The 22175-nt window shown below is 55.5% G+C and carries 20 protein-coding genes; 14 read left to right on the forward strand and 6 right to left on the reverse strand.

All coding sequences use genetic code 11. The features are described from left to right. Positions 1-52: 52 nt before the first annotated feature. The 6 genes from hemA to kdsA are packed head-to-tail and all read left to right on the forward strand — an operon-like array spanning position 53 to position 5415. Entirely contained in the window at positions 53-1351 is a 1299-nt protein-coding gene (gene hemA, locus ACTU3N_RS09215; RefSeq protein WP_443085825.1) for a glutamyl-tRNA reductase, read from the forward strand. A 35-nt stretch (positions 1352-1386) separates the two neighbouring features. Further along, the gene (prfA, locus tag ACTU3N_RS09220; RefSeq protein ID WP_443085826.1) at positions 1387-2469 is read left to right on the forward strand and encodes a peptide chain release factor 1; all 1083 of its coding nucleotides are present in this window, start codon (positions 1387-1389) and stop codon (positions 2467-2469) included. Next, positions 2469-3308, forward strand: a complete 840-nt coding sequence (gene prmC, locus ACTU3N_RS09225) for a peptide chain release factor N(5)-glutamine methyltransferase (RefSeq protein ID WP_443085827.1) — start codon at positions 2469-2471, stop codon at positions 3306-3308. Before prfA ends, prmC begins: the two co-directional genes overlap by 1 nt. A 7-nt stretch (positions 3309-3315) precedes the next feature. Next, positions 3316-3708 (forward strand): invasion regulator SirB2, encoded by a 393-nt coding sequence (sirB2, locus tag ACTU3N_RS09230; protein ID WP_443085828.1) that lies wholly within the window; start codon positions 3316-3318, stop codon positions 3706-3708. 3 nt (positions 3709-3711) lie between these two features. Beyond that, positions 3712-4521, forward strand: coding sequence for an invasion regulator SirB1 (gene sirB1, locus ACTU3N_RS09235; RefSeq protein ID WP_443085829.1), 810 nt, complete (start codon positions 3712-3714; stop codon positions 4519-4521). A gap of 36 nt (positions 4522-4557) precedes the next feature. Continuing rightward, complete coding sequence (kdsA, locus tag ACTU3N_RS09240; RefSeq protein WP_443085830.1) at positions 4558-5415, forward strand: 3-deoxy-8-phosphooctulonate synthase; 858 nt, start codon at positions 4558-4560, stop codon at positions 5413-5415. Positions 5416-5490: 75 nt separating this feature from the next. Here the strand turns inward: kdsA and chaA are convergent, their stop codons facing one another. Continuing rightward, positions 5491-6591 carry a sodium-potassium/proton antiporter ChaA gene (gene chaA / locus ACTU3N_RS09245; RefSeq protein WP_443085831.1) on the reverse strand — a complete coding sequence of 367 codons (1101 nt, stop codon included), beginning with the start codon at positions 6589-6591 and terminating at the stop codon, positions 5491-5493. A gap of 272 nt (positions 6592-6863) precedes the next feature. Between chaA and chaB the strand changes: the two genes are divergently transcribed. Both chaB and ACTU3N_RS09255 read left to right on the forward strand, forming a co-directional pair. Further along, entirely contained in the window at positions 6864-7094 is a 231-nt protein-coding gene (gene chaB, locus ACTU3N_RS09250; protein WP_443085832.1) for a putative cation transport regulator ChaB, read from the forward strand. Positions 7095-7223: 129 nt separating this feature from the next. Next, positions 7224-7934 carry a gamma-glutamylcyclotransferase gene (locus ACTU3N_RS09255; RefSeq protein WP_443085833.1) on the forward strand — a complete coding sequence of 237 codons (711 nt, stop codon included), beginning with the start codon at positions 7224-7226 and terminating at the stop codon, positions 7932-7934. 7 nt (positions 7935-7941) lie between these two features. Here ACTU3N_RS09255 and ACTU3N_RS09260 read toward each other — a convergent pair whose 3' ends face one another. The 3 genes from ACTU3N_RS09260 to ACTU3N_RS09270 all read right to left on the reverse strand — a co-directional run bounded on the left by ACTU3N_RS09260 (position 7942) and on the right by ACTU3N_RS09270 (position 9382). After that, positions 7942-8184: a hypothetical protein gene (locus ACTU3N_RS09260; protein ID WP_443085834.1), complete on the reverse strand. Its 243-nt coding sequence runs from the start codon at positions 8182-8184 to the stop codon at positions 7942-7944. 224 nt (positions 8185-8408) lie between these two features. Further along, positions 8409-8762 (reverse strand): DsrE/DsrF/TusD sulfur relay family protein, encoded by a 354-nt coding sequence (locus ACTU3N_RS09265; RefSeq protein WP_443085835.1) that lies wholly within the window; start codon positions 8760-8762, stop codon positions 8409-8411. Between the two features lie 68 nt (positions 8763-8830). After that, the gene (locus tag ACTU3N_RS09270; protein ID WP_443085836.1) at positions 8831-9382 is read right to left on the reverse strand and encodes a YbhB/YbcL family Raf kinase inhibitor-like protein; all 552 of its coding nucleotides are present in this window, start codon (positions 9380-9382) and stop codon (positions 8831-8833) included. Positions 9383-9541: 159 nt separating this feature from the next. Here ACTU3N_RS09270 and ACTU3N_RS09275 point away from each other — a divergent pair, with 159 nt between their 5' ends. Then, a complete protein-coding gene (locus tag ACTU3N_RS09275; RefSeq protein ID WP_443085837.1) occupies positions 9542-10954 on the forward strand; it encodes a YchO/YchP family invasin in 1413 nt (470 codons plus the stop codon). On the opposite strand, the gene narL is transcribed toward ACTU3N_RS09275, so the two are convergent. Together narL and narX are read right to left on the reverse strand one after the other, a co-directional pair. Beyond that, positions 10955-11605 (reverse strand): two-component system response regulator NarL, encoded by a 651-nt coding sequence (gene narL / locus ACTU3N_RS09280; protein ID WP_443085838.1) that lies wholly within the window; start codon positions 11603-11605, stop codon positions 10955-10957. Continuing rightward, positions 11598-13397 (reverse strand): nitrate/nitrite two-component system sensor histidine kinase NarX, encoded by a 1800-nt coding sequence (gene narX / locus ACTU3N_RS09285; protein WP_443085839.1) that lies wholly within the window; start codon positions 13395-13397, stop codon positions 11598-11600. Before narX ends, narL begins: the two co-directional genes overlap by 8 nt. A gap of 308 nt (positions 13398-13705) precedes the next feature. On the opposite strand from narX, the gene ACTU3N_RS09290 reads away from it, so the two are divergent. The 5 genes from ACTU3N_RS09290 (at position 13706) to narI (ending at position 22151) form a co-directional block, all read left to right on the forward strand. Then, positions 13706-15097: a NarK family nitrate/nitrite MFS transporter gene (locus ACTU3N_RS09290; protein WP_443085840.1), complete on the forward strand. Its 1392-nt coding sequence runs from the start codon at positions 13706-13708 to the stop codon at positions 15095-15097. Between the two features lie 394 nt (positions 15098-15491). Further along, positions 15492-19235 carry a nitrate reductase subunit alpha gene (locus tag ACTU3N_RS09295; protein WP_443085841.1) on the forward strand — a complete coding sequence of 1248 codons (3744 nt, stop codon included), beginning with the start codon at positions 15492-15494 and terminating at the stop codon, positions 19233-19235. Then, the gene (gene narH / locus ACTU3N_RS09300; protein ID WP_443085842.1) at positions 19232-20767 is read left to right on the forward strand and encodes a nitrate reductase subunit beta; all 1536 of its coding nucleotides are present in this window, start codon (positions 19232-19234) and stop codon (positions 20765-20767) included. The genes ACTU3N_RS09295 and narH overlap by 4 nt, the downstream gene beginning before the upstream one ends. Continuing rightward, positions 20764-21474 (forward strand): nitrate reductase molybdenum cofactor assembly chaperone, encoded by a 711-nt coding sequence (gene narJ, locus ACTU3N_RS09305; protein WP_443085843.1) that lies wholly within the window; start codon positions 20764-20766, stop codon positions 21472-21474. Before narH ends, narJ begins: the two co-directional genes overlap by 4 nt. Further along, positions 21474-22151, forward strand: coding sequence for a respiratory nitrate reductase subunit gamma (gene narI, locus ACTU3N_RS09310; protein WP_443085844.1), 678 nt, complete (start codon positions 21474-21476; stop codon positions 22149-22151). Before narJ ends, narI begins: the two co-directional genes overlap by 1 nt. Positions 22152-22175 lie beyond the last annotated feature (24 nt).

Consider the following 22175-nt stretch of genomic DNA (forward strand, 5'->3'; position numbering starts at 1 on the left):
ACTCCAAAAGGGTAGTCACTCTTTTATTGACCTCGCTCATCCTGTATGATGCGTGCAGTCTAACCTTATCAACGTTGGTACTATTCCCGCGCCCATGACCCTTTTAGCACTAGGCATCAACCACAAAACGGCACCCGTTTCGTTGCGAGAACGCATTGCATTTTCGCCGCAAACGCTTGACCAGGCTCTGGAGAGCCTGCTGTCCCAGCCGATGGTGCAGGGCGGAGTAGTGCTGTCAACCTGTAACCGCACTGAGCTTTATCTGAGCGTGGAAGAGCAGGATAACCTGCGCGAAGCGTTAGTGCGCTGGCTGTGCGACTATCACCATCTGCGTGAAGAAGAAGTGCGCCAGAGCCTTTACTGGCACGAGGATAACGACGCGGTCCGCCATTTAATGCGCGTCGCGAGCGGGCTGGATTCGCTGGTGCTGGGCGAGCCGCAAATTCTCGGTCAGGTGAAAAAAGCCTACGCGGATTCCCGTCGCGGTCACGGCAATGCCAGCGATCTGGAGCGCATGTTCCAGAAGTCGTTTTCCGTTGCCAAGCGTGTGCGCACGGAAACGGACATCGGCGCCAGCGCGGTCTCGGTGGCCTTTGCCGCCTGTACCCTGGCCCGGCAAATTTTTGAATCTCTCTCAAGCGTTAGCGTGCTGTTAGTCGGTGCCGGAGAAACCATTGAACTGGTGGCGCGCCATCTGCGCGAGCACAAAGTTCAGCGGATGATTATCGCCAACCGTACGCGCGAGCGCGCGCAGTTGCTGGCCGATGAAGTCGGCGCAGAGGTGATTTCCCTAAGCGATATCGATGAGCGCCTGAAAGACGCCGATATCGTGATCAGCTCCACCGCCAGCCCGCTGCCTATCATTGGCAAAGGGATGATGGAGCGGGCGATGAAAGCCCGCCGTAATCAGCCCATGCTGCTGGTGGATATCGCCGTACCGCGCGATGTCGAGCCGGAAGTCGGTAAAGTCGCCAACGCCTACCTTTATAGCGTTGACGACTTGCAAAGTATCATCCAGCATAATCTTGAACAACGTAAGGCCGCAGCCGTGCAGGCTGAGTCTATCGTTGCGCAGGAAACCAGTGAATTTATGGCTTGGCTGCGCGCGCAAAGCGCCAGCGAGACTATCCGCGACTACCGTAGTCAGTCTGAAGCTGTTCGCGATGAGCTGACGGCGAAAGCTATTGCTGCGCTGGAGCAGGGTGGCGATCCGCAAGCCATTATGCAGGATCTGGCGTGGAAACTGACTAACCGCCTGATTCATGCCCCAACCAAATCTCTTCAGCAGGCCGCCCGTGACGGGGACGACGACCGCCTGCATATTCTGCGCAACAGCCTCGGGCTGGATTAGCACAACATACACATATTAAAGGTGCACTTACGCCTATGAAGCCTTCTATCGTTGCCAAACTGGAAGCCCTGCATGAACGCCATGAAGAAGTTCAGGCGCTGCTGGGTGATGCGCAAACCATCGCCGATCAGGAGCGTTTTCGCGCCTTGTCGCGAGAATATGCGCAGCTGAGCGATGTGTCGCGCTGCTTTACTGACTGGCAACAAATTCAGGAAGATATCGAAACCGCGCAAATGCTGCTCGACGACCCGGAAATGCGCGATATGGCGCAGGAAGAACTGCGTGAAGCAAAAGAGAAAAGCGAGCAGCTGGAGCAGCAGTTGCAGGTCTTGTTGCTGCCTAAAGACCCGGATGATGAACGCAACGCGTTTGTTGAAGTGCGCGCCGGAACCGGCGGCGATGAAGCAGCGCTGTTCGCCGGGGATTTGTTTCGCATGTACAGCCGTTATGCTGAGTCCCGCCGCTGGCGCGTAGAAATCATGAGCGCCAACGAGGGCGAGCATGGCGGGTATAAAGAAGTGATCGCCAAAATCATCGGCGACGGCGTTTACGGGCGTCTCAAGTTCGAGTCCGGCGGCCATCGCGTGCAGCGTGTTCCGGCCACGGAATCTCAGGGGCGAATTCATACCTCTGCCTGTACCGTCGCGGTGATGCCTGAACTTCCCGAGGCCGAACTGCCGGACATCAACCCGGCAGATTTACGTATCGACACCTTCCGCTCTTCAGGCGCGGGCGGTCAGCACGTTAACACCACGGATTCTGCGATTCGTATCACCCACTTGCCGACCGGTATTGTTGTAGAGTGCCAGGACGAGCGTTCTCAGCATAAAAACAAAGCCAAGGCGCTGGCGGTGCTCGGCGCGCGTATCCACGCGGCGGAAATGGCGAAGCGCCAGCAGGCGGAAGCCTCGACCCGTCGTAACCTGTTAGGTAGCGGTGACCGCAGCGATCGCAACCGGACGTATAACTTCCCGCAAGGGAGGGTGACCGATCACCGTATTAACCTGACGCTGTATCGTCTGGATGAAGTGATGGAAGGGAAGCTGGATATGCTTATCGAACCGATTGTACAGGAATACCAGGCCGACCAGCTGGCGGCCCTCGCCGGGCAGGATTAATGGATTATCAACAGTGGTTGCGTGAGGCGATAAGCCAGCTTGCGGCAAGCGAAAGCCCGCGGCGTGATGCGGAAATTCTGCTTGGCTTCGTTACGGGTAAAGCGCGCACCTTTATTCTGGCATTCGGCGAAACGCAGCTCACCGATTTGCAGCAACACCAGCTCGCGGCGCTGCTGGACCGGCGCGTGCGCGGCGAGCCGGTGGCCCATCTGGTTGGCGTGCGCGAGTTCTGGTCGCTTCCGCTGTTTGTTTCCTCTGATACCTTAATTCCGCGCCCGGACACCGAGTGCCTGGTTGAGCAGGCGTTAGCCCGTCTTCCGGCAACACCCTGCCAGGTGCTGGATTTGGGCACAGGCACCGGCGCGATTGCGCTGGCGCTGGCCAGCGAGCGCCCGGACTGCACCGTCACCGGCGTCGATTTTATCCCGCAAGCGGTCGCGCTGGCGCAGCGTAACGCGGCGCAGTTAGGCATAGATAATGTTACGTTCCGGCAAAGCCACTGGTTTAGCGCGCTTGGCGGCGAGCACTATGCCATGATAGTCAGCAATCCTCCCTATATTGATGAGCAAGACCCGCATCTTGCGCAGGGGGATGTCCGTTTCGAACCGCTCAGCGCGCTGGTGGCGGCAGATAACGGGCTGGCTGATTTACAAACCATTATTCGCGATGCGCGGCAGTTTATTCTGCCAGGCGGCTGGCTGTTGCTGGAGCATGGCTGGCAGCAGGGCGAGGCGGTGCGGGCGCTATTTAACGATTATGGCTGGCAGCAGGTGGAAACCTGCCGCGACTATGGCGGTAACGAGCGCCTGACGGTGGGGAAACGACCACAACAGGAGTAACAGGATAATGGACACCTTTAATTTCCTGATTTTTCTGCATTTGGCCTCGGTGGTGTTGACCATCAGCCTGTTTGTCTTACGCTATTGGTGGCGCTGGTTCGGCGATCCACGGTTACAGGCACGCTGGGTGCGCGTTGTGCCGCATATTGTGGACAGCGTGTTGTTGTTCAGTGGGGCGGGTTTAATGTGGGTGACAGGCTATTTCCCTTTTACTGTTAAAGGCGCATGGCTGACTGAAAAGTTGTTTGGCGTTATCATCTACATCGTTTTGGGTTTTATTGCGCTTGGACGACACCGTCCGCGCAGCCAGCAAACGGGTTTTGTTGCCTTTATGCTGGGACTGGTGGTGCTGTACATCATCATTAAACTCGCCGCCACAAAAGTACCGATACTGGGGTAAGACATGAGGTCGTTAGCCGATTTCGAATTTAACAAAGCGCCGTTATGCGACGGAATGATGCTGGTTTCCGAGCTGATCCGTGATGATTTTCCTTCACAGTACGTGCATGACGAGCTGGAACGTCTGCTCAGTCTTGCACGCGAAGAAATCAATATGGCGAAACCTCAGGACTGGCAACTGGAGAAACTCGTCGAGCTGTTTTATGGCGAATGGGGCTTTAAAGATACGCGCGGCGTGTACCGGCTTTCGGACGCATTGTGGCTCGATAAAGTCCTGCAAAACCGCCAGGGCAGCGCGGTCGCGCTGGGGGCGATTTTGCTGTGGGTTGCCGGGCGGCTGAATATTCCGCTAATGCCGGTCATTTTCCCGACGCAGCTTATTCTGCGGGCAGAGTGGCTGGACGGCGAAATGTGGCTTATTAATCCGTTTAACGGCGACACGCTGGATGAGCACACGCTGGAAGTGTGGCTGAAAGGCAATATCAGCCCGGTGGCCGAGCTGTTCAATGAAGATCTGGATGAAGCCGATAACGCGGAGGTTATCCGCAAGCTGCTCGATACGCTGAAATCAGCGCTGATGGAGGAGCAGCAGATGGAACTGGCCCTGCGCGCCAGCGAAGCGCTGCTGCAATTCAACCCTGAAGACCCGTATGAAATCCGCGACCGCGGGCTGATTTACGCACAGCTGGATTGCGATCATGTGGCGCTCAACGATCTGAGTTATTTCGTCGAGCAGTGCCCGGAAGATCCCATCAGTGAGATGATCCGCGCGCAAATCAATACAATTGCACACAAACAGATCACCCTGCATTAAGAATTTGTTCCGATTCACACTCGATAAGGCGATTTTATGAAACAAAAAGTGGTTAGCATTGGCGACATTAAGGTCGCGAACGACCTGCCGTTTGTACTGTTTGGTGGTATGAACGTGCTGGAATCACGCGATCTGGCGATGCGCATTTGCGAACACTATGTCACCGTGACCCAGAAACTGGGCATTCCGTATGTGTTCAAAGCCTCTTTTGATAAAGCCAACCGCTCTTCCATTAAATCCTATCGTGGGCCAGGCCTCGAAGAAGGGATGAAAATCTTTCAGGAGCTGAAGCAGCAGTTTGGCGTGAAAATCATCACCGACGTGCACGAAGCAAGCCAGGCGCAGCCGGTGGCCGACGTGGTCGATGTGATTCAGCTTCCGGCGTTTCTTGCCCGCCAGACCGATCTGGTGGAAGCGATGGCGAAAACGGGCGCTGTGATTAACGTGAAAAAACCGCAGTTTGTCAGCCCCGGCCAGATGGGCAATATCGTTGATAAGTTCCACGAAGGCGGTAACGACAAGGTTATCCTTTGCGATCGCGGCGCGAATTTTGGCTACGATAATCTGGTCGTCGATATGCTTGGATTTAGCGTAATGAAAAAAGTCTCCGGCAATTCACCGGTGATTTTCGACGTGACCCACGCGCTGCAATGCCGTGACCCGTTTGGCGCGGCCTCCGGCGGTCGCCGTGGGCAGGTAGCCGAGCTGGCGCGCGCGGGTATGGCAACCGGGCTGGCGGGTCTGTTTATCGAAGCGCACCCGGACCCGGACAACGCGAAATGCGATGGCCCGTCCGCGCTGCCGCTGTCAAAACTGGAGCCATTCCTCAAGCAGATCAAAGCCATTGACGATCTGGTGAAAAGCTTCGACGAGCTCGATACCGAACAGCCGTAAAAAAACCTGCGAAGGCAGGTTTGGTTGGTTAAAACCCCGTGTTGACCCACGGGGTTTTTATTGCGCCTGCGGCTATCAGACAAAAATGGTCATCAGGTAGGCGGCAAACAGCGCCATATGCGCCGCGCCGTTCAGAACATTGGTTCGCCCGGTGGAGAACGACAGCTGGCACAGCAACAGCGATGCGACCATAACAATCATTTCCGGCGCATCAAGAGCGAACAGCAACTCGTTGCCGGTGAACCAGGCAATAAGCGTTACCACCGGTACCGTTAACGAGATAGTTGCCAGCACGGAACCGAAAAAGAGGTTCATTGCGCGCTGTACCTGATTGTTCAGCACCGCTTTCAACGCGCCTAATCCTTCCGGCGAGAGAATCAACAGCGCGACAAGGAAACCGGTAAAGGCGACAGGGGCGTTCATTTCGCCAAGCAGCGCTTCCAGCGGTTTCGCGTTCATTTTAGTGACGGCAATCACCGCAATAAGATGTACGATCAGCCATACCGTATGCCACAGGCTGCTATGCGCAGACGGTTTTCCGTGATGCGGGTCGTCGTCGTCGCTTTCATCTTCATGCTCATAGATAAACAGGCTTTGATGCGTTTTTGTCTGAATAAGCAAAAACACCCCGTACATGGCCGCAGAAATCAGCGCGACCAGCAGAGACTGGGCGACGCTAAAATTGCCCAGCGGCAGCGCCATCGGAAACACCAGCACAATAATGGCCAGCGGAAAGAGCGCTATCAGATACTGTTTGATGCCAAACAGATTCATATATTGTGTGGCAAATTTTTGCCCACCCAGCAGCAGCGAGAAGCCCACCAGCCCGCCGGTCACAATCATAATGATGGAGTAGAGCGTGTCGCGCATCAGCGTCGGTGCGGCGTCTCCGGTTGCCATCAGGGCGGAAATCAGGCTGACTTCCAGAATGACCACCGAAAGGCTCAGGATCAGCGAGCCATAGGGTTCACCAAGACGGTGCGCCAGGACATCGGCGTGGCGAACCACGCTAAATGCGCTGGATAAAATACCCACCAGCGCCAGAATATTTATCCCGACAACCACTGGCAGCGACTGCGAGCTTCCCCAGAAGAGCAGCACTGCCAGTGCCAGCACCGGGAAAATAAGGGTGGTCTCCTTGTGGCGGGTCTTCACCGCCTCGTGTGTTGTTGTCATATTATTCTCCAAAGGTCATGCAGGTGTTTGCCAAAAAATTAAAATGAAATACGCCTTAAAATAGCAAAAGACGTGTTTTTTCGTCGGTTTTTTACGTAATTTTACCGCAAGCAGCGTATTTACCTTTAAAGTGGCTGAATTTATCGATTTTGTTTTAATTATGTTTATATAACAGTTAGATAAAAACTCGCTGTGGCATATAAAGACGCAAGCTGGCGCAACGCGCTTTTATCGTCCAGACTTAACGCTTTAACACCAAAAGGAGCCAGAAGATGCCTTATAAATCAAAATCTGACCTGCCGGATAGCGTACAACACGTTCTGCCTGCCCACGCGCAGGATATTTATAAAGAAGCTTTTAACAGTGCCTGGGATCAGTACAAGGACAAAGAAGACCGGCGCGGTGATGCCAGCCGTGAAGAAACCGCGCACCGTGTCGCCTGGGCCGCGGTTAAAAATGAGTACGAAAAAGGCGACGATGATAAGTGGCATAAAAAGAAATAGCGGCGAATCCGCCATCGCCTTGCCAGAGGCTTGCAACCGGCCCGCGAATTGCATATGTTCATCGTAAGCTGCGCTTAAAGCAGCACGTGTCGGGAAGGCAGCAGTAAAGTCGTTGCAAGGAAGCATGCGGTGGCGGAGGTAAAAGTGTTAACGCGTGATTTCCTGATGAAGGCCGATTGTAAAACGGCGTTTGGTGATATTGAAGAGTCGTTGCTGTGGTCGTCGCAACAGCGTGCTGCCTCGCTTGCAGCCACGCTCGCCGGGCGGCCATCAAGCGGACCGGTGTGGATTTTCGGTTATGGTTCGCTGATGTGGAACCCGGCGCTGGAGTATGAGGAATCCTGCACAGCAACGCTTGCTGGCTGGCACAGAGCGTTCTGTTTGCGCCTGACCGCCGGTCGCGGCACGGCCTGCAAACCGGGGCGGATGCTTGCACTAAAAGAGGGTGGTTGCACCACGGGTGTTGCTTATCGCCTGCCGGAGGCGATACTGGAAGAGGAGCTGACCCTGCTCTGGAAGCGGGAGATGATCACCGGTTGCTATCTGCCGAGCTGGTGCAAACTGCGTCTGGAAGATGGTCGCGAAATCTACGCGCTGGTGTTTATCATGGACCCTCGCCACGCGCTTTACGAATCTGACACCCGCGCGCAGATAATCGCGCCGCTGATTGCCGAAGCCAGCGGCCCGCTCGGTACCAACGCACAATATCTTTTCTCGCTTGAGCAAGAGCTTTGCAAGCTTGGCATGCAGGACGACTGCCTGAACGAGCTGGTGAGACGAGTGCGCGATCTTCTTGCGGGGGAAAAACCAGGCCCGGAGATGAAGCCTGGCTTTGCCTGATGGCCTGTCAGGCGGTAACGTAGCTGATTGAGTGCTCCAGCGACTGGCTATGGCTATCAATCAGCACATTCCAGACGCCGCTGTAAGGCACCGCCAGATAAGCGTTGGCGCGGTTCTGAACACTTAAAATATCGCTCTGAGGATGCGTGCGGCTTTTTTCGCTCATCAGATGGATATGACAACTCTCCGAACAGCGAACGACCACCGTGTCTCCGCCAAATAACTTCAAACTTGCCTTTACCAATGCCATTTTCAACCCCGTCGTGTTTAACAGCGCGCTCCTTGCGGGAAAATCCTCTGCGTGATTTTGTTCACAATTCACTCAGGAAATAACACCAAACGGCAGGGGTACGGATGCTGATTTTGATCAAAAAATGGCGCAACGATTAAACAAAAATGACATTGTGCGGCAGGGGCAGGAAGCGGCGCGTTAAACCGTGCGTAAAACGCGCCGAAAAAAGATTAAATTCGGGATCAGAAGGTTAATACCTTATCCGCAGCCAGCGTCCACTGAGCAAGTTCGACCAGCGTGCCGATTTCCACCCCGTCAACCAGCGTCAACCCGGTGATCCCACGCCCGTCAGTACAGGTTTTACACAGCTTCACCGGTACCTGCTGTGCAGTCAGGATCTCCAGCATTTGCTGAATATTGTAGCCTTCAGCCGGTTTTTGCCCGCGCAGTCCCGCCGTCACCGCATCAGACATTAAAAAAAGGCGCAGGTCGATGTTGGCATCTTGCTCGCGCAGAGCAATCGCCAGGCGCAGGCTATTAAACAGCGATTCGCTGCCGTAGGCGGCACCGTTGGCGATAATCACTAACTTTTGCATCTTCACTCCTTCGCTGGATTTGCATTTTAACGGCTTATGCTACTGCGCCCTTTGGGGGCATGCAAAAATTACTGCCCGAAGCGGCCAATCAGGCCGGTTGCCGCCAGCGTGTGGCCTTTGAGTTTGCCGAACAGCGCATCGCGGGTCAGCCCTTCGGGTAGCGTTGGCGGCAGCGAGGTGGCGATAAGCGTGAAGGTATAGTGATGTGCGCCGCTTCCCGGTGGCGGGCAGGGGCCATGCCAGCGCAGGTTGCCAGGCGTGTTTTTGCCGCCGGTAAAACCTTTTCCGTCGCGCAGCGCATTTTGCGCAAAGCCGGTGGCGGAAGGCGGGATATTATAAGCAACCAGATGGGTGACGCCGAGGCCGGAAGCCCCTTCAGGATCGTGGACAATCAGGGCAAAACTTTGCGTTCCGGTTGGTGGATTGCTCCAGACCAGCGCAGGCGACTGATTTTCGCCAGTGCAATTAGGGTTATTGCTGGCGTTGCCGGCGAATTTTTTCTCCATCAGAGCATTATCCGCGAAGGCAGGAGATTGCAGGTTAAACAGCGTATTGGCGCTTGCCTGCGCGCCGTAAAACATCATCGCGCTCCATAAGGCCCATTTAAGACGTTTGTTCATAGCCACTCTCTTTGCAAAGATGATGCATTAACTGTAGTTCTGACGAAGCGCGGGAGGTAAGGATTTTCCTGAAAAAAACGCGCTGACTGCACTGACAAGCAAAAAAACGGTAACCTTAAAGAGTCTTCGTGCAAAAAAGGGCTGACTGGCATTAACAACGTGATACGACGAGTTACACCTTATCTACGCTATTTTCTACTCTTGTCCCTGGCAGGAGGTGTCGCCAGCGCGCAGCAAAACCGTTTTGTACAGCAGGCGGAAAATCCCTTCGATAACAATGGCGATGGCCTACCGGATCTTGGTATGGCGGCGGAAACTGATGCCCAGGAAAAACACTTCGCAGAGATGGCCAAAGCCTTTGGTGAAGCCAGCATGGTGGATAACGGTCTGACCGCCGGGGAGCAGGCTCGCCAGTTCGCTTTTGGCCAGTTGCGCGATGTGGTGAGCGGTGAGGTTAATCAGCATGTCGAATCCTGGCTGTCGCCCTGGGGAAATGCCACGGTTGATGTGAAGGTTGATAATGAGGGCGGTTTTAGCGGCAGTCATGGCGATTGGTTCGTACCTTTGCAGGATAACGATCGTTATCTGAGCTGGAGTATGCTCGGGCTAACCCAGCAGGATGACGCCCTGGTGGGGAATGTGGGTATTGGTCAGCGCTGGATAGCCGGTGACTGGCTGCTTGGCTATAACACCTTTTACGATACGCAACTGGAAGATAACCTCGGGCGCGCCGGGCTGGGAGCAGAAGCGTGGGGGGAAAACTTACGCTTTTCCGCCAACTATTACCAGCCGGTAACGAGCTGGGGCTGGCAGGATGCCACGCAGCAACAGCGTATGGCGCGTGGTTACGATGTCACGGCCCAGGCAAGGCTGCCATTTTATCGCCAGCTCAATACCAGCGTCAGCCTTGAACAGTACTTTGGCGAAAACGTGGATCTGTTTAATACCGGGACCGGTTATCACAACCCGGTGGCCGTCAAGCTGGGGGTAAATTATACCCCGGTGCCGTTGGTCACGTTCACAGCCGAGCACCGCCAGGGAGAGAGCGGGGTGAGCCAGAACGATCTGGGGCTGAAGCTCAATTACCGTTTTGGCGTGCCGTTGCGCAAGCAACTCTCTGCCAGTGAAGTGGCCGCCAGTACGTCGCTTCGCGGTAGCCGCTACGACAGCCCGACGCGCAACTCGCTGCCGGTGTTTGAATTCCGCCAGCGTAAAACACTCTCCGTTTTCCTCGCCACGCCGCCCTGGGATCTTCAGCCAGGAGAAACCGTGGCGCTAAAATTGCAGGTCAACAGTACTCACGGAATTCGCGCCATTAGCTGGCAGGGCGATACGCAAGCCCTTAGCCTGACGCCGCCGCCCGATGCCCGCAGCAGCAACGGCTGGACGCTAATTATGCCGCGCTGGGATAATAGCGAAGGCGCAACAAACCGTTGGGTGCTGAGTGCGCTGGTGGAAGATGAGAAAGGGCAGCGCGTGGAATCTAACACCATCGAGCTGAAACTGACGCCGCCGGTTATCGCTCCGGCGGCAGAAGGGGTAACTGACTGGATGATGCCTGCGGCGCAATAATCAGAAGATACGCTCCTGGTGCACCCACACCGCCGCTTCGACGCGGGATTTCAGTTTCATCTTTTTCAGCATATGTTTTACGTGCACTTTAACCGTGCTTTCGGTGATATCCAGCCTGCGAGCAATCATTTTGTTCGGCAATCCCTGGGCAATCAGCTTCAGGATATCGCGCTCACGCGGCGTAAGCTGGCTGACATCCCGATCGGAGGTCGCGCGGTTAGCGCGCAGGCTGGCGGCCAGTACCGGTGTTAAAGCTTCGCTGAGCACCATCTCACCGGCGGCCGCCTGCTGTAAGGCTTTGAGCAAGTCTTCCGGCTCCATATCTTTTAACAGATAGCCGTCAGCCCCGCGCTTCAGCGCTGTCACTACGTCTTCTTCATGGTTGGAGACGCTGAACACCACCACGCGCCCGGAGAGGGCTTTTTCGCGCAGCTTATCGAGGGTTTCCAGGCCGTTCATCCCTGGCATATTGAGATCCAGCATAATCAGATCCGGGTCCAGTGACTCCGCCAGTTCAATGCCTTGTTCTCCGTTGCTGGCTTCGCCGACCACGGTGATATCGGGCGCCATGCTAATCAACTGCTTCACGCCGGTTCGCAGCATCGGATGGTCGTCGATCAGGAGGATAGTAGCCGGTTCCTGATTACTCATGGGTATCTCCTTGCATGGATGAGAAAAATTTCTCTGGAATAAATGACACGACAACCTCAGTACCGCCGGTTTCTCCCGGTCTGACCTGGCAGTCGCCGCGCAAACTTTGCGCGCGATCTCGCATAATTATCAACCCGTAATGGTTGGTTCGTTCTGCATTGACCGGGATGCCGCTGCCGTTATCACTGATGCGCAGTATGACCCGGTTTTCCTGCTGTTTCACCGCCACGCTGACCGCAGTCGCGCCAGCATGTTTTAATACATTGCTCAGCGCCTCGCGGGCAATTTGCAGCAGATGAATGGCCTGATGCGAAGGCACCAGGCGCGGCGGCAGCTGGTAATCCAGCATCACCTCAAACCCCAGGCGTTCGCTGTACTCCCGGCAGCTGGACTCCAGCGCCGGGCGCAGACCCGCTTCCGTTAATTGTAAGCGGAAGGTGGTGAGCAGTTCACGCAGTTGCGCCCACGACGTATTCAGCTCATTACGTATCTGACCCAGTAGCTGCTGGCTGCTTTGCGGCAGTGCCTCTCCCTGCATTTGCAGGCAGCTGACCTGCATCTTCATGCAGGAAAGAGACTGGGCAATCGAGTCGTGCAGTTCGCGGGCAATGGTGGTACGCTCTTCCATCACCATCATCTGCTGCTGCCTGTCCTGATGGCGGTCAAGCGCAAGCGTCGCGGTGATTTGCTCCACCAGTGTATCAACCAGCTGCTGCTGGTCGTGACTTAAATGGCGGCCCGCCGGGAGTGTTGCCAGCAGTAAACCATACTGCATGTGCGCATCTGCCAGCCGCCATTTCAGCGCGGTACCCCCGCTGGAAGGCTCCGGCGCAACGCCGCGTGGGCATAAATGGCAACCTTTATCATCGCAGCTTTCCGTCGACTGGCAGGTAAACTCCTGATGGTTCTCTTCGTCATCCGTATCGTACACGCGCAGTTCAATATCATGGAGCAGCGTCAGATTTTGCAAACCGTTAAGCACTGGCGACAACCGCTCGCACAAAGGAATGCGTGAGTGCAGGCGATGGTTAGCCTGCCACAAAAACGACAGGATCTGGTTTTTTTGCTCAAGCCCGGCCGTTTTCTCCTGCACCCGCTGCTCCAGCACCGCGTAACTTTCCGCCAGCTCGCCGGACATGTTGTTTAGCGCCTCGCCAAGGATAGCCATCTCATTGCGCCCGCTGATATGCGCCCGCTGGGTGAAATCACGCTGGCTGACCGCCCGCGCCATTTGTAATAACTGCTGCCAGGGACGCAGCAGCCGCGCCCGCAGCCAGATAACCGTAAACAGCAGCAGCAGCCCCATCAATAACGCCAGCATCCGATGCAAAATCACGACCTGTTCAATACGCTGCTCGGTGCCGCTTTCAAATGCGCTGACCAGGCTATCTATCTGGCTGACAAAGAGGGCAATGGTTGGGGCAACGTCCTCCGTTTTTTGCGCCGCCTTAATAGCAGGCACCACCTCATTGCGCCAGTAGTTTTGCAGCGCATGCAGCTGTGCAAGCTGGTTGTCCCGCATCGCGGCCTGGGCAAGTTCGTTGCTAAAAGCGGTCTGTTCCATCTCGGTAAACAGGTGGTATTCATCTTCTTGCAGGGGAACCGCCGCCAGCAAACGGTAGCTTTGCATCCGCAGTGAACCGGCCTTATTTATCGCGTGAGCACTGCCCTGAACCCCCTGAACCAGCCAGCCGGAAATGGCCATTCCGGCGATACCGGTAACGGTGGAAAGCAACATAATCAACGCCAGTTGATTGACCAGCGTAAGCGGTGAGAAAAGGCGTTTTAGCATAGATGTTAATGACTCCTGGCCCGCGAACTGTGCGGTTGGCGATATTGTCGGCTATCGACCGGGGTATACCCATACCCCAAAAGGGTTACTCCTTTATTGCCAGTGTTCTGCGGTTTGCACTCGCGATTTGCTCTGTGAGACTTTGACGCGTGAAAAACCACACCTTTTTTGTCACTACGCGCTACTCACAAATGAGCATGGCGTTTTTTTGACCGCCGGGAGGGCAGCTTTTCCTTTGATTTATATCAACTTAACCGGCACAGCACAAATTAAGGTGGCAGGCATCAAATCGATCAGCAGAGGTGTATATGCATCACTCAACCGTACCGGAAAAAAGTTCATCCAGTCATGTCATCACCGACTGGCGTCCTGAAGATCCGGCTTTCTGGCAGCAGCAGGGCCATCGCGTTGCCAGCCGCAACCTGTGGATTTCCGTGCCTTGCCTGCTTTTGGCTTTTTGCGTGTGGATGTTGTTTAGTGCAGTGGCGGTGAATTTACCTAAGGTGGGATTTCAGTTTACGACTGACCAGCTGTTCTTACTGACGGCGCTGCCGTCTGTCTCCGGCGCGCTGTTACGCGTTCCTTACTCATTTATGGTACCGGTGTTCGGCGGTCGTCGCTGGACGGCCTTCAGTACCGGCATCATGATAGTGCCCTGTGTCTGGCTGGGTTTTGCGGTGCAGGACCCGACCACGCCGTACAGCACATTTATCATTATTTCGCTGCTTTGCGGTTTTGCCGGAGCAAACTTTGCCTCCAGCATGGCGAACATCAGCTTCTTCTTTCCTAAGCAGAAGCAGGGCGGCGCACTGGGGATTAACGGCGGCCTGGGAAACCTCGGCGTCAGCGTGATGCAGCTGGTCGCGCCGCTGGCCGTTTCTGTTTCAATGTTTGCCATCTTCGGCGCCAGCGGTGTTGAGCAACCGGACGGCTCCATGCTGTATCTGGAAAATGCCGCATGGGTGTGGGTTCCGCTGCTGGTTGTCTTTACCCTGGCGGCCTGGTTTGGCATGAATGAACTGGCGGCGTCGAAGGCTTCTTTGCGCGATCAGTTACCGGTGCTTAAACGCCCGCATATGTGGATCATGAGCTTTTTGTATCTGGCAACATTCGGCTCATTCATTGGCTTTTCGGCGGGGTTCGCCATGTTATCGAAAACCCAGTTTCCTGACGTCCAGATCCTGCAATTTGCTTTCTGTGGCCCGCTGGTGGGGGCGCTTGCTCGTTCGGCTGGCGGCGCTATCTCCGATCGCCTGGGCGGCACGCGCGTTACGCTGGTGAACTTTGTGGTGATGGCTATTTTTAGCGCACTGCTGTTCCTCACCCTGCCTGGCGAAGGTTCAGACGGTAATTTTATCGCTTTCTTTGGCGTCTTTTTGGTGCTGTTCCTGACCGCCGGGCTGGGCAGTGGCTCAACGTTCCAGATGATTTCAGTTATTTTCCGTAAAATGACGATGGAGCGCGTTAAAAAAGAAGGGCGTAGCGAAGCGGAAGCCATGCGTGAAGCAGGTACTGAAACTGCAGCGGCGCTTGGGTTTATCTCGGCAATCGGCGCCATTGGCGGATTTTTTATTCCGAAAGCCTTTGGCACCTCGCTGGCGTTGACCGGCTCTCCGGCGGGGGCAATGAAAGTATTCCTCGTGTTCTATATTGCCTGCGTAGTGATTACCTGGGCGATATACGGGCGTAAAAAACAATAACACTGAGTAAATGTTGATTATCCTTGCGCGGTGTTATGCCGCGCTTTTTTTATCTGCTTATTAGTTACAACATACTTAAAGGGCGACAAAGCAGCGTGCTGCGAAAACGCCGTAGTTGCAACCGCTTTGCACGTCTTCTACCCCTTAATACCTCAATGACGCAAAAACAGAGGATGATTTCGCAAGGGAATCAATAAAAACATTATTTTTCAATGGGATAAAAAATAGAAAATGCTAACCCTTTGGTAGTACTTCGTCATCTGGCAGCAAAAAGGATGCCGGGGCGGGTTGATCGCCATCAATTCTCTTTGTGTTTGTGAGGGTTACCTTCGCTGCAAATCCAGCAATGTCGATTTAGCAGAGAGCCTTCAAGGCTCCAACAGGAGAACACCCGATGAGTAAATTCCTGGACCGGTTTCGCTACTTCAAACAGAAGGGCGAAACCTTTGCCGATGGGCACGGCCAGCTTATCAACACCAACCGGGACTGGGAGGATGGATATCGCGGTCGTTGGCAGCATGACAAAGTCGTACGCTCCACACACGGTGTGAACTGCACCGGGTCTTGCAGCTGGCAAATCTTCGTCAAAAATGGCCTGGTTACCTGGGAAACCCAGCAGACCGATTATCCGCGCACGCGCCCGGATATGCCAAACCATGAACCGCGCGGCTGCCCGCGTGGCGCCAGCTACTCCTGGTATCTCTACAGCGCTAACCGCCTGAAATACCCGCTGATGCGTAAGCGTCTGATCAAACTGTGGCGTGAAGCCAAAGCGCAGCACAGCGATCCGGTCGAAGCATGGGCATCCATTATTGAAGATGCTGACAAAGCGAAAAGCTTCAAACAGGCGCGCGGTCGCGGTGGCTTTGTGCGTTCCTCCTGGCAGGAAGTCAATGAACTGATTGCTGCCTCTAACGTTTATACCGTGAAAACTTACGGCCCGGACCGCGTGGCGGGCTTCTCGCCCATCCCGGCAATGTCGATGGTTTCTTACGCATCCGGCGCGCGTTATCTGTCGCTGATTGGCGGCACCTGCCTGAGCTTCTATGACTGGTATTGCGACTTACCGCCTGCATCGCCGCAAACCTGGGGTGAGCAGACAGACGTTCCGGAATCCGCCGACTGGTATAACTCCAGCTATATCATCGCCTGGGGTTCAAACGTTCCGCAGACCCGTACACCGGACGCACACTTCTTCACGGAAGTGCGCTATAAAGGCACCAAAACCGTCGCTATCACGCCTGATTATGCAGAAATCGCCAAACTGTGCGACTTGTGGCTGGCACCGAAGCAGGGTACCGATGCGGCAATGGCGCTGGCGATGGGTCATGTGATGCTGCGCGAGTTCCATCTCGACAAACCGAGCCAGTATTTCACCGATTATGTGCGTCGCTATACCGATATGCCGATGCTGGTCATGCTGGAAGAGCGTGACGGTTATTACGCTGCCGGGCGTATGCTGCGCGCGGCAGACCTTGTGGATGCGCTGGGCCAGGAAAATAACCCGGAATGGAAAACCGTCGCGCTTGATGGCGAAGGCAATATGGTGGCACCGAACGGTTCCATCGGTTTCCGCTGGGGCGAAAAAGGCAAATGGAACCTGGAACAACGCGATGGCACCAGCGGTGCGGACGTTGAACTGTCGCTGAGCCTGCTTGGCAAACATGACGACGTCGCGCAGGTAGGTTTCCCGTATTTTGGCGGTGATGCCACGGAACATTTTGCCCGCGTAGAACTGGATAACATTCTGCTGCATAAACTGCCGGTTAAACGCCTGAGGCTTGCCGACGGCAGCACGGCGCTGGTGACCACGGTTTATGACCTGACCATGGCGAACTACGGCCTGGATCGTGGTCTGAATGATGAAAACTGCGCCACTCGTTACGACGAAATCAAAGCATATACCCCGGCATGGGCAGAAAAAATTACTGGCGTGCCGCAGGCGCAAATCATCCGTATCGCGCGGGAATTTGCCGATAACGCCGACAAAACCCATGGTCGTTCGATGATAATCGTCGGGGCCGGGATGAACCACTGGTATCACCTCGATATGAACTATCGCGGGCTTATCAATATGCTGGTGTTCTGCGGTTGCGTCGGGCAAAGCGGCGGCGGCTGGGCGCACTATGTGGGCCAGGAAAAACTGCGCCCACAAACAGGCTGGATGCCACTAGCGTTTGCGCTTGACTGGCAGCGCCCGCCGCGCCACATGAACAGCACCTCCTATTTTTATAATCACTCCAGCCAGTGGCGCTACGAAACGGTGACGGCGCAAGAGTTGCTCTCGCCGATGGCGGACAAGTCCCGCTACAGCGGTCATCTGATTGACTTTAACGTGCGCGCAGAGCGTATGGGCTGGCTGCCATCCGCGCCACAGCTTGGCACCAACCCGCTGCGTATTGCTGCTGAAGCGGAAAAAGCGGGCATGTCACCGGTGGATTACACCGTAAAAGCACTGAAAGAGGGCACTCTGCGCTTTGCCGCTGAGCAGCCGGAAAACGGTAAAAACCACCCGCGCAACCTGTTTATCTGGCGCTCTAACCTGCTCGGTTCGTCCGGTAAAGGTCACGAGTACATGCTGAAATATCTGTTGGGTACCGAGCACGGTATTCAGGGCAAAGATCTTGGCAAACAGGGCGGCGTGAAACCGGAAGAAGTGGAGTGGCGCGATAACGGTCTCGACGGCAAGCTGGACCTGGTGGTCACGCTGGACTTCCGTCTTTCCAGCACCTGCCTCTATTCGGACATCGTGCTGCCGACCGCAACCTGGTATGAGAAAGACGATATGAATACTTCGGATATGCATCCGTTTATTCATCCGCTTTCTGCCGCCGTCGATCCGGCCTGGGAATCCAAAAGCGACTGGGAAATTTACAAAGGGATCGCCAAAGCTTTCTCGGCACTCTGCCCGGGTCATCTGGGGAAAGAAACCGACGTGGTGACGCTGCCAATCCAGCACGATTCCGCTGCCGAACTGGCGCAGCCGCTGGATGTGAAAGACTGGAAAAAAGGCGAGTGCGACCTGATTCCTGGCAAAACTGCCCCACACATTATTCCGGTGGAGCGTGACTACCCGGCTACTTACGAGCGCTTTACCTCTATTGGCCCGCTGATGGAGAAAATCGGTAACGGCGGCAAAGGTATCGCCTGGAACACCCAGAGCGAGATGGATCTGCTGCGTAAGCTGAATTACACCAAAGCAGAAGGCCCGGCGAAAGGGCAGCCGATGCTGAATACGGCCATCGATGCGGCGGAGATGATCCTGACGCTTGCGCCGGAAACCAACGGTCAGGTGGCGGTAAAAGCCTGGGCGGCGCTCAGCGAGTTTACCGGGCGCGACCATACGCACCTGGCCGAACCGAAAGAAGAGGAAAAAATCCGCTTCCGCGATATCCAGGCGCAGCCGCGCAAAATTATCTCCAGCCCAACCTGGTCCGGGCTTGAGGATGAGCACGTCTCTTATAACGCAGGCTACACCAACGTTCATGAGCTGATCCCCTGGCGTACGCTCTCTGGTCGCCAGCAGCTGTATCAGGATCATCAATGGATGCGTGATTTCGGTGAAAGTTTGCTGGTTTACCGTCCGCCGATTGATACCCGGTCAGTGAAAGAAGTGCTGGGCGTGAAAGCCAATGGCTACAAAGAAAAAGCGCTCAACTTCCTGACGCCGCACCAGAAGTGGGGCATTCACTCGACCTATAGCGACAACCTGCTGATGCTGACGCTGGGGCGCGGTGGCCCGGTGGTGTGGTTAAGCGATGTCGATGCCAAAGAGATAGGCGTTGAAGATAACGACTGGATCGAAGTCTTTAACAGCAACGGTGCGCTGACCGCGCGCGCCATCGTCAGCCAGCGTGTGCCGTCCGGCATGACGATGATGTATCACGCGCAGGAGCGAATTGTGAACCTGCCTGGCTCTGAAATCACCGGCCAGCGCGGCGGTATTCACAACTCGGTGACGCGTATTACGCCAAAACCCACGCATATGATTGGCGGCTACGCGCAGCTGGCTTATGGCTTTAACTACTACGGCACCGTGGGGTCGAACCGCGATGAGTTCGTGGTGGTGCGTAAGATGAAGAACATTAACTGGTTGGATGGCGAAGGCAATGACCAGGTACAGGAGAGCGCTAAATGAAAATTCGTTCACAAGTCGGCATGGTGCTGAATCTCGACAAATGCATCGGCTGCCACACCTGTTCAGTCACCTGTAAAAATGTCTGGACCAGCCGCGAAGGCATGGAATACGCCTGGTTCAATAATGTCGAAACCAAACCGGGCACCGGTTTCCCGACCGACTGGGAAAATCAGGAAAAATGGAAAGGCGGCTGGATCCGCAAAATCAACGGAAAACTTCAGCCGCGCATGGGCAATCGCCCGATGCTGCTGGGTAAAATTTTTGCTAACCCGCATCTGCCGGGTATTGATGATTACTACGAGCCGTTTGATTTTGACTATCAGCGTTTGCATAACGCGCCGGAAGGCAAGCATCAGCCGATTGCCCGCCCGCGCTCGCTGATAACCGGCCAGCGGATGAGCAAAATCACCGCCGGGCCGAACTGGGAAGACGATCTCGGTGGTGAGTTCGACAAGCTGAGCAAAGATAAAAACTTTGAAAACATGCAGAAGGCGATGTACGGCCAGTTCGAAAACACCTTTATGATGTATCTGCCGCGCCTGTGCGAACACTGTCTGAACCCGGCTTGTGTCGCGACCTGCCCAAGCGGCGCCATCTACAAGCGTGAAGAAGACGGTATTGTTCTTATCGATCAGGATAAATGCCGCGGCTGGCGCATGTGCATCACCGGCTGCCCGTATAAGAAAATCTACTTTAACTGGAAGAGCGGCAAATCTGAGAAATGCATTTTCTGCTACCCACGTATCGAAGCGGGTATGCCGACGGTCTGTTCCGAAACCTGCGTGGGTCGTATTCGCTACCTCGGGGTACTGCTGTATGACGCTGACGCCATCGAGCAGGCAGCCAGCACCGAGAGCGAGAAAGATCTCTATCAGCGCCAGCTGGATGTGTTCCTCGACCCGAACGATCCGGTGGTGATTGCCCAGGCGCTGGTAGATGGCGTGCCACAAAGTGTTATTGATGCGGCGCAGAAATCGCCGGTGTACAAAATGGCGATGGAGTGGAAGCTGGCGCTGCCGCTGCACCCGGAATACCGCACGCTGCCGATGGTCTGGTATGTGCCGCCGCTGTCTCCTATCCAGTCGGTTGCGGATGCGGGCGAGCTGGGCAGCAACGGTATTTTGCCGGACGTTGAAAGTTTGCGTATCCCGGTGCAGTACCTGGCAAACCTGCTGACCGCAGGTGATACCGCGCCGGTATTGCGGGCACTCAAACGCATGCTGGCAATGCGCCACTACAAACGTGCAGAAACGGTTGACGGCGTGGAAGATACCCGCGCGCTGGAAGAGGTCGGCCTGACGCAGGCGCAGGCGCAGGAGATGTACCGTTATCTGGCGATTGCGAACTACGAAGACAGGTTTGTGGTGCCGTCCAGCCATCGCGAGCTGGCGCGTGAAGCCTTCCCGGAAAAAGGCGGCTGCGGCTTCAGTTTCGGCGACGGTTGCCACGGTTCGGACAGCAAATTCAACCTGTTCAACAGCCGTCGTATTGATGCGGTTGATGTGACAGTGAAAACGGAGCCGCACCCATGATTGAACTGCTGGTTATTTCTCGTTTGCTGGAGTATCCGGATGCTGCCCTGTGGCGGCATCAGCAGGAGCTTTTTGCCGCGCTGGACTCCGGGAACCATCTGGATAAAGAACAGGCCCATCATGTTGGCACGTTCTTACGCGATCTCACGTCGCAGGATCTGCTGGACGCGCAGTCCGCCTATAGCGAGCTGTTTGACCGTGGGCGTGCGACCTCGCTGTTGCTGTTTGAACACGTGCACGGCGAATCGCGGGATCGTGGTCAGGCGATGGTGGATTTGCTGGCGCAGTACGAACGCCACGGTTTGCAGCTCGATACCCGCGAGCTGCCGGATCATCTGCCGCTCTATCTGGAGTATCTGGCGCAGCTACCGGTCGCCGGGGCGATTGGCGGGCTGCAGGATATTGCGCCCATTCTTGCTTTATTAAAAGCGCGCCTGGCGCAGCGTGAAAGCCATTACGCCGTGCTGTTTGATGCGCTGCTGAGACTTGCCAGCACTGAGGTGGATACTGCGCAGGTGGCGCAAAAGATTGCCGGGGAAGCGCGTGATGATACGCCGCAGGCGCTGGATGCTGTCTGGGAAGAGGAGCAAGTTAAATTCTTCGCGGAGCAGGGATGTGGTGATTCTGATATCACGGCTCACCAGCGTCGTTTTGCGGGCGCAGTCGCACCGGTTTATCTGAATATCTCAAATGGAGGAGAGCGCTAATGCACTTCCTTAATCAGTTCTTCTTTAACATCTATCCGTATATTTGCGGTGCGGTATTCCTTATTGGCAGCTGGCTGCGTTATGACTATGGTCAGTACAGCTGGCGCGCTGCCTCCAGCCAGATGCTGGATCGCAAAGGGATGAACCTGGCGTCTAATTTGTTCCATATCGGGATTCTGGGTATTTTTGCCGGTCATCTGCTCGGTATGCTGACGCCGCACTGGATGTACGAGGCCTTTTTACCCATCGACGTAAAACAGAAGATGGCGATGATTGGCGGCGGTGCTTGCGGTGTGCTGACGCTTATCGGCGGCATTCTGTTGCTCAAGCGCCGTCTCTTTAGCCCGCGTGTGCGTGCGACGACGACGGGTGCGGATATCCTGATCCTGACGTTGCTGGTGGTGCAGTGCGCGCTGGGTCTGCTGACCATTCCGTTCTCGATGCAACATATGGACGGTAGCGAGATGATGAAACTGGTGGGCTGGGCGCAATCCGTGGTGACGTTCCGCGGCGGCGCGGCGCAGCATCTCGACGGCGTGGCGTTTATTTTCCGTGTGCACCTGGTGCTGGGGATGACGCTGTTCCTGCTGTTTCCTTTCTCACGTCTGGTGCATATCTGGAGCGCGCCGGTGGAATACCTGACGCGCAAATACCAGCTCGTCCGCGCCCGTCGCTAAGCAACGCAAACCCCGCGCCGCGGG

Source organism: Vagococcus sp. WN89Y, from assembly GCF_052220145.1.
Classification (GTDB): Bacteria; Pseudomonadota; Gammaproteobacteria; order Enterobacterales; family Enterobacteriaceae; genus Kosakonia.

Excerpts from the sequence above, each read along its gene's own strand:
- sirB1 (WP_443085829.1), top strand. The coding sequence starts at position 3,712 with ATGAGGTCGTTAGCCGATTTCGAATTTAACAAAGCGCCGTTATGCGAC.
- ACTU3N_RS09260 (WP_443085834.1), bottom strand. The coding sequence starts at position 8,184 with ATGGCATTGGTAAAGGCAAGTTTGAAGTTATTTGGCGGAGACACGGTG.
- kdsA (WP_443085830.1), top strand. The coding sequence starts at position 4,558 with ATGAAACAAAAAGTGGTTAGCATTGGCGACATTAAGGTCGCGAACGAC.
- narX (WP_443085839.1), bottom strand. The coding sequence starts at position 13,397 with ATGCTAAAACGCCTTTTCTCACCGCTTACGCTGGTCAATCAACTGGCG.
- ACTU3N_RS09295 (WP_443085841.1), top strand. The coding sequence starts at position 15,492 with ATGAGTAAATTCCTGGACCGGTTTCGCTACTTCAAACAGAAGGGCGAA.
- ACTU3N_RS09290 (WP_443085840.1), top strand. The coding sequence starts at position 13,706 with ATGCATCACTCAACCGTACCGGAAAAAAGTTCATCCAGTCATGTCATC.
- narL (WP_443085838.1), bottom strand. The coding sequence starts at position 11,605 with ATGAGTAATCAGGAACCGGCTACTATCCTCCTGATCGACGACCATCCG.
- narI (WP_443085844.1), top strand. The coding sequence starts at position 21,474 with ATGCACTTCCTTAATCAGTTCTTCTTTAACATCTATCCGTATATTTGC.
- narH (WP_443085842.1), top strand. The coding sequence starts at position 19,232 with ATGAAAATTCGTTCACAAGTCGGCATGGTGCTGAATCTCGACAAATGC.
- prmC (WP_443085827.1), top strand. The coding sequence starts at position 2,469 with ATGGATTATCAACAGTGGTTGCGTGAGGCGATAAGCCAGCTTGCGGCA.
- chaA (WP_443085831.1), bottom strand. The coding sequence starts at position 6,591 with ATGACAACAACACACGAGGCGGTGAAGACCCGCCACAAGGAGACCACC.
- chaB (WP_443085832.1), top strand. The coding sequence starts at position 6,864 with ATGCCTTATAAATCAAAATCTGACCTGCCGGATAGCGTACAACACGTT.
- prfA (WP_443085826.1), top strand. The coding sequence starts at position 1,387 with ATGAAGCCTTCTATCGTTGCCAAACTGGAAGCCCTGCATGAACGCCAT.
- ACTU3N_RS09270 (WP_443085836.1), bottom strand. The coding sequence starts at position 9,382 with ATGAACAAACGTCTTAAATGGGCCTTATGGAGCGCGATGATGTTTTAC.
- narJ (WP_443085843.1), top strand. The coding sequence starts at position 20,764 with ATGATTGAACTGCTGGTTATTTCTCGTTTGCTGGAGTATCCGGATGCT.
- sirB2 (WP_443085828.1), top strand. The coding sequence starts at position 3,316 with ATGGACACCTTTAATTTCCTGATTTTTCTGCATTTGGCCTCGGTGGTG.
- ACTU3N_RS09265 (WP_443085835.1), bottom strand. The coding sequence starts at position 8,762 with ATGCAAAAGTTAGTGATTATCGCCAACGGTGCCGCCTACGGCAGCGAA.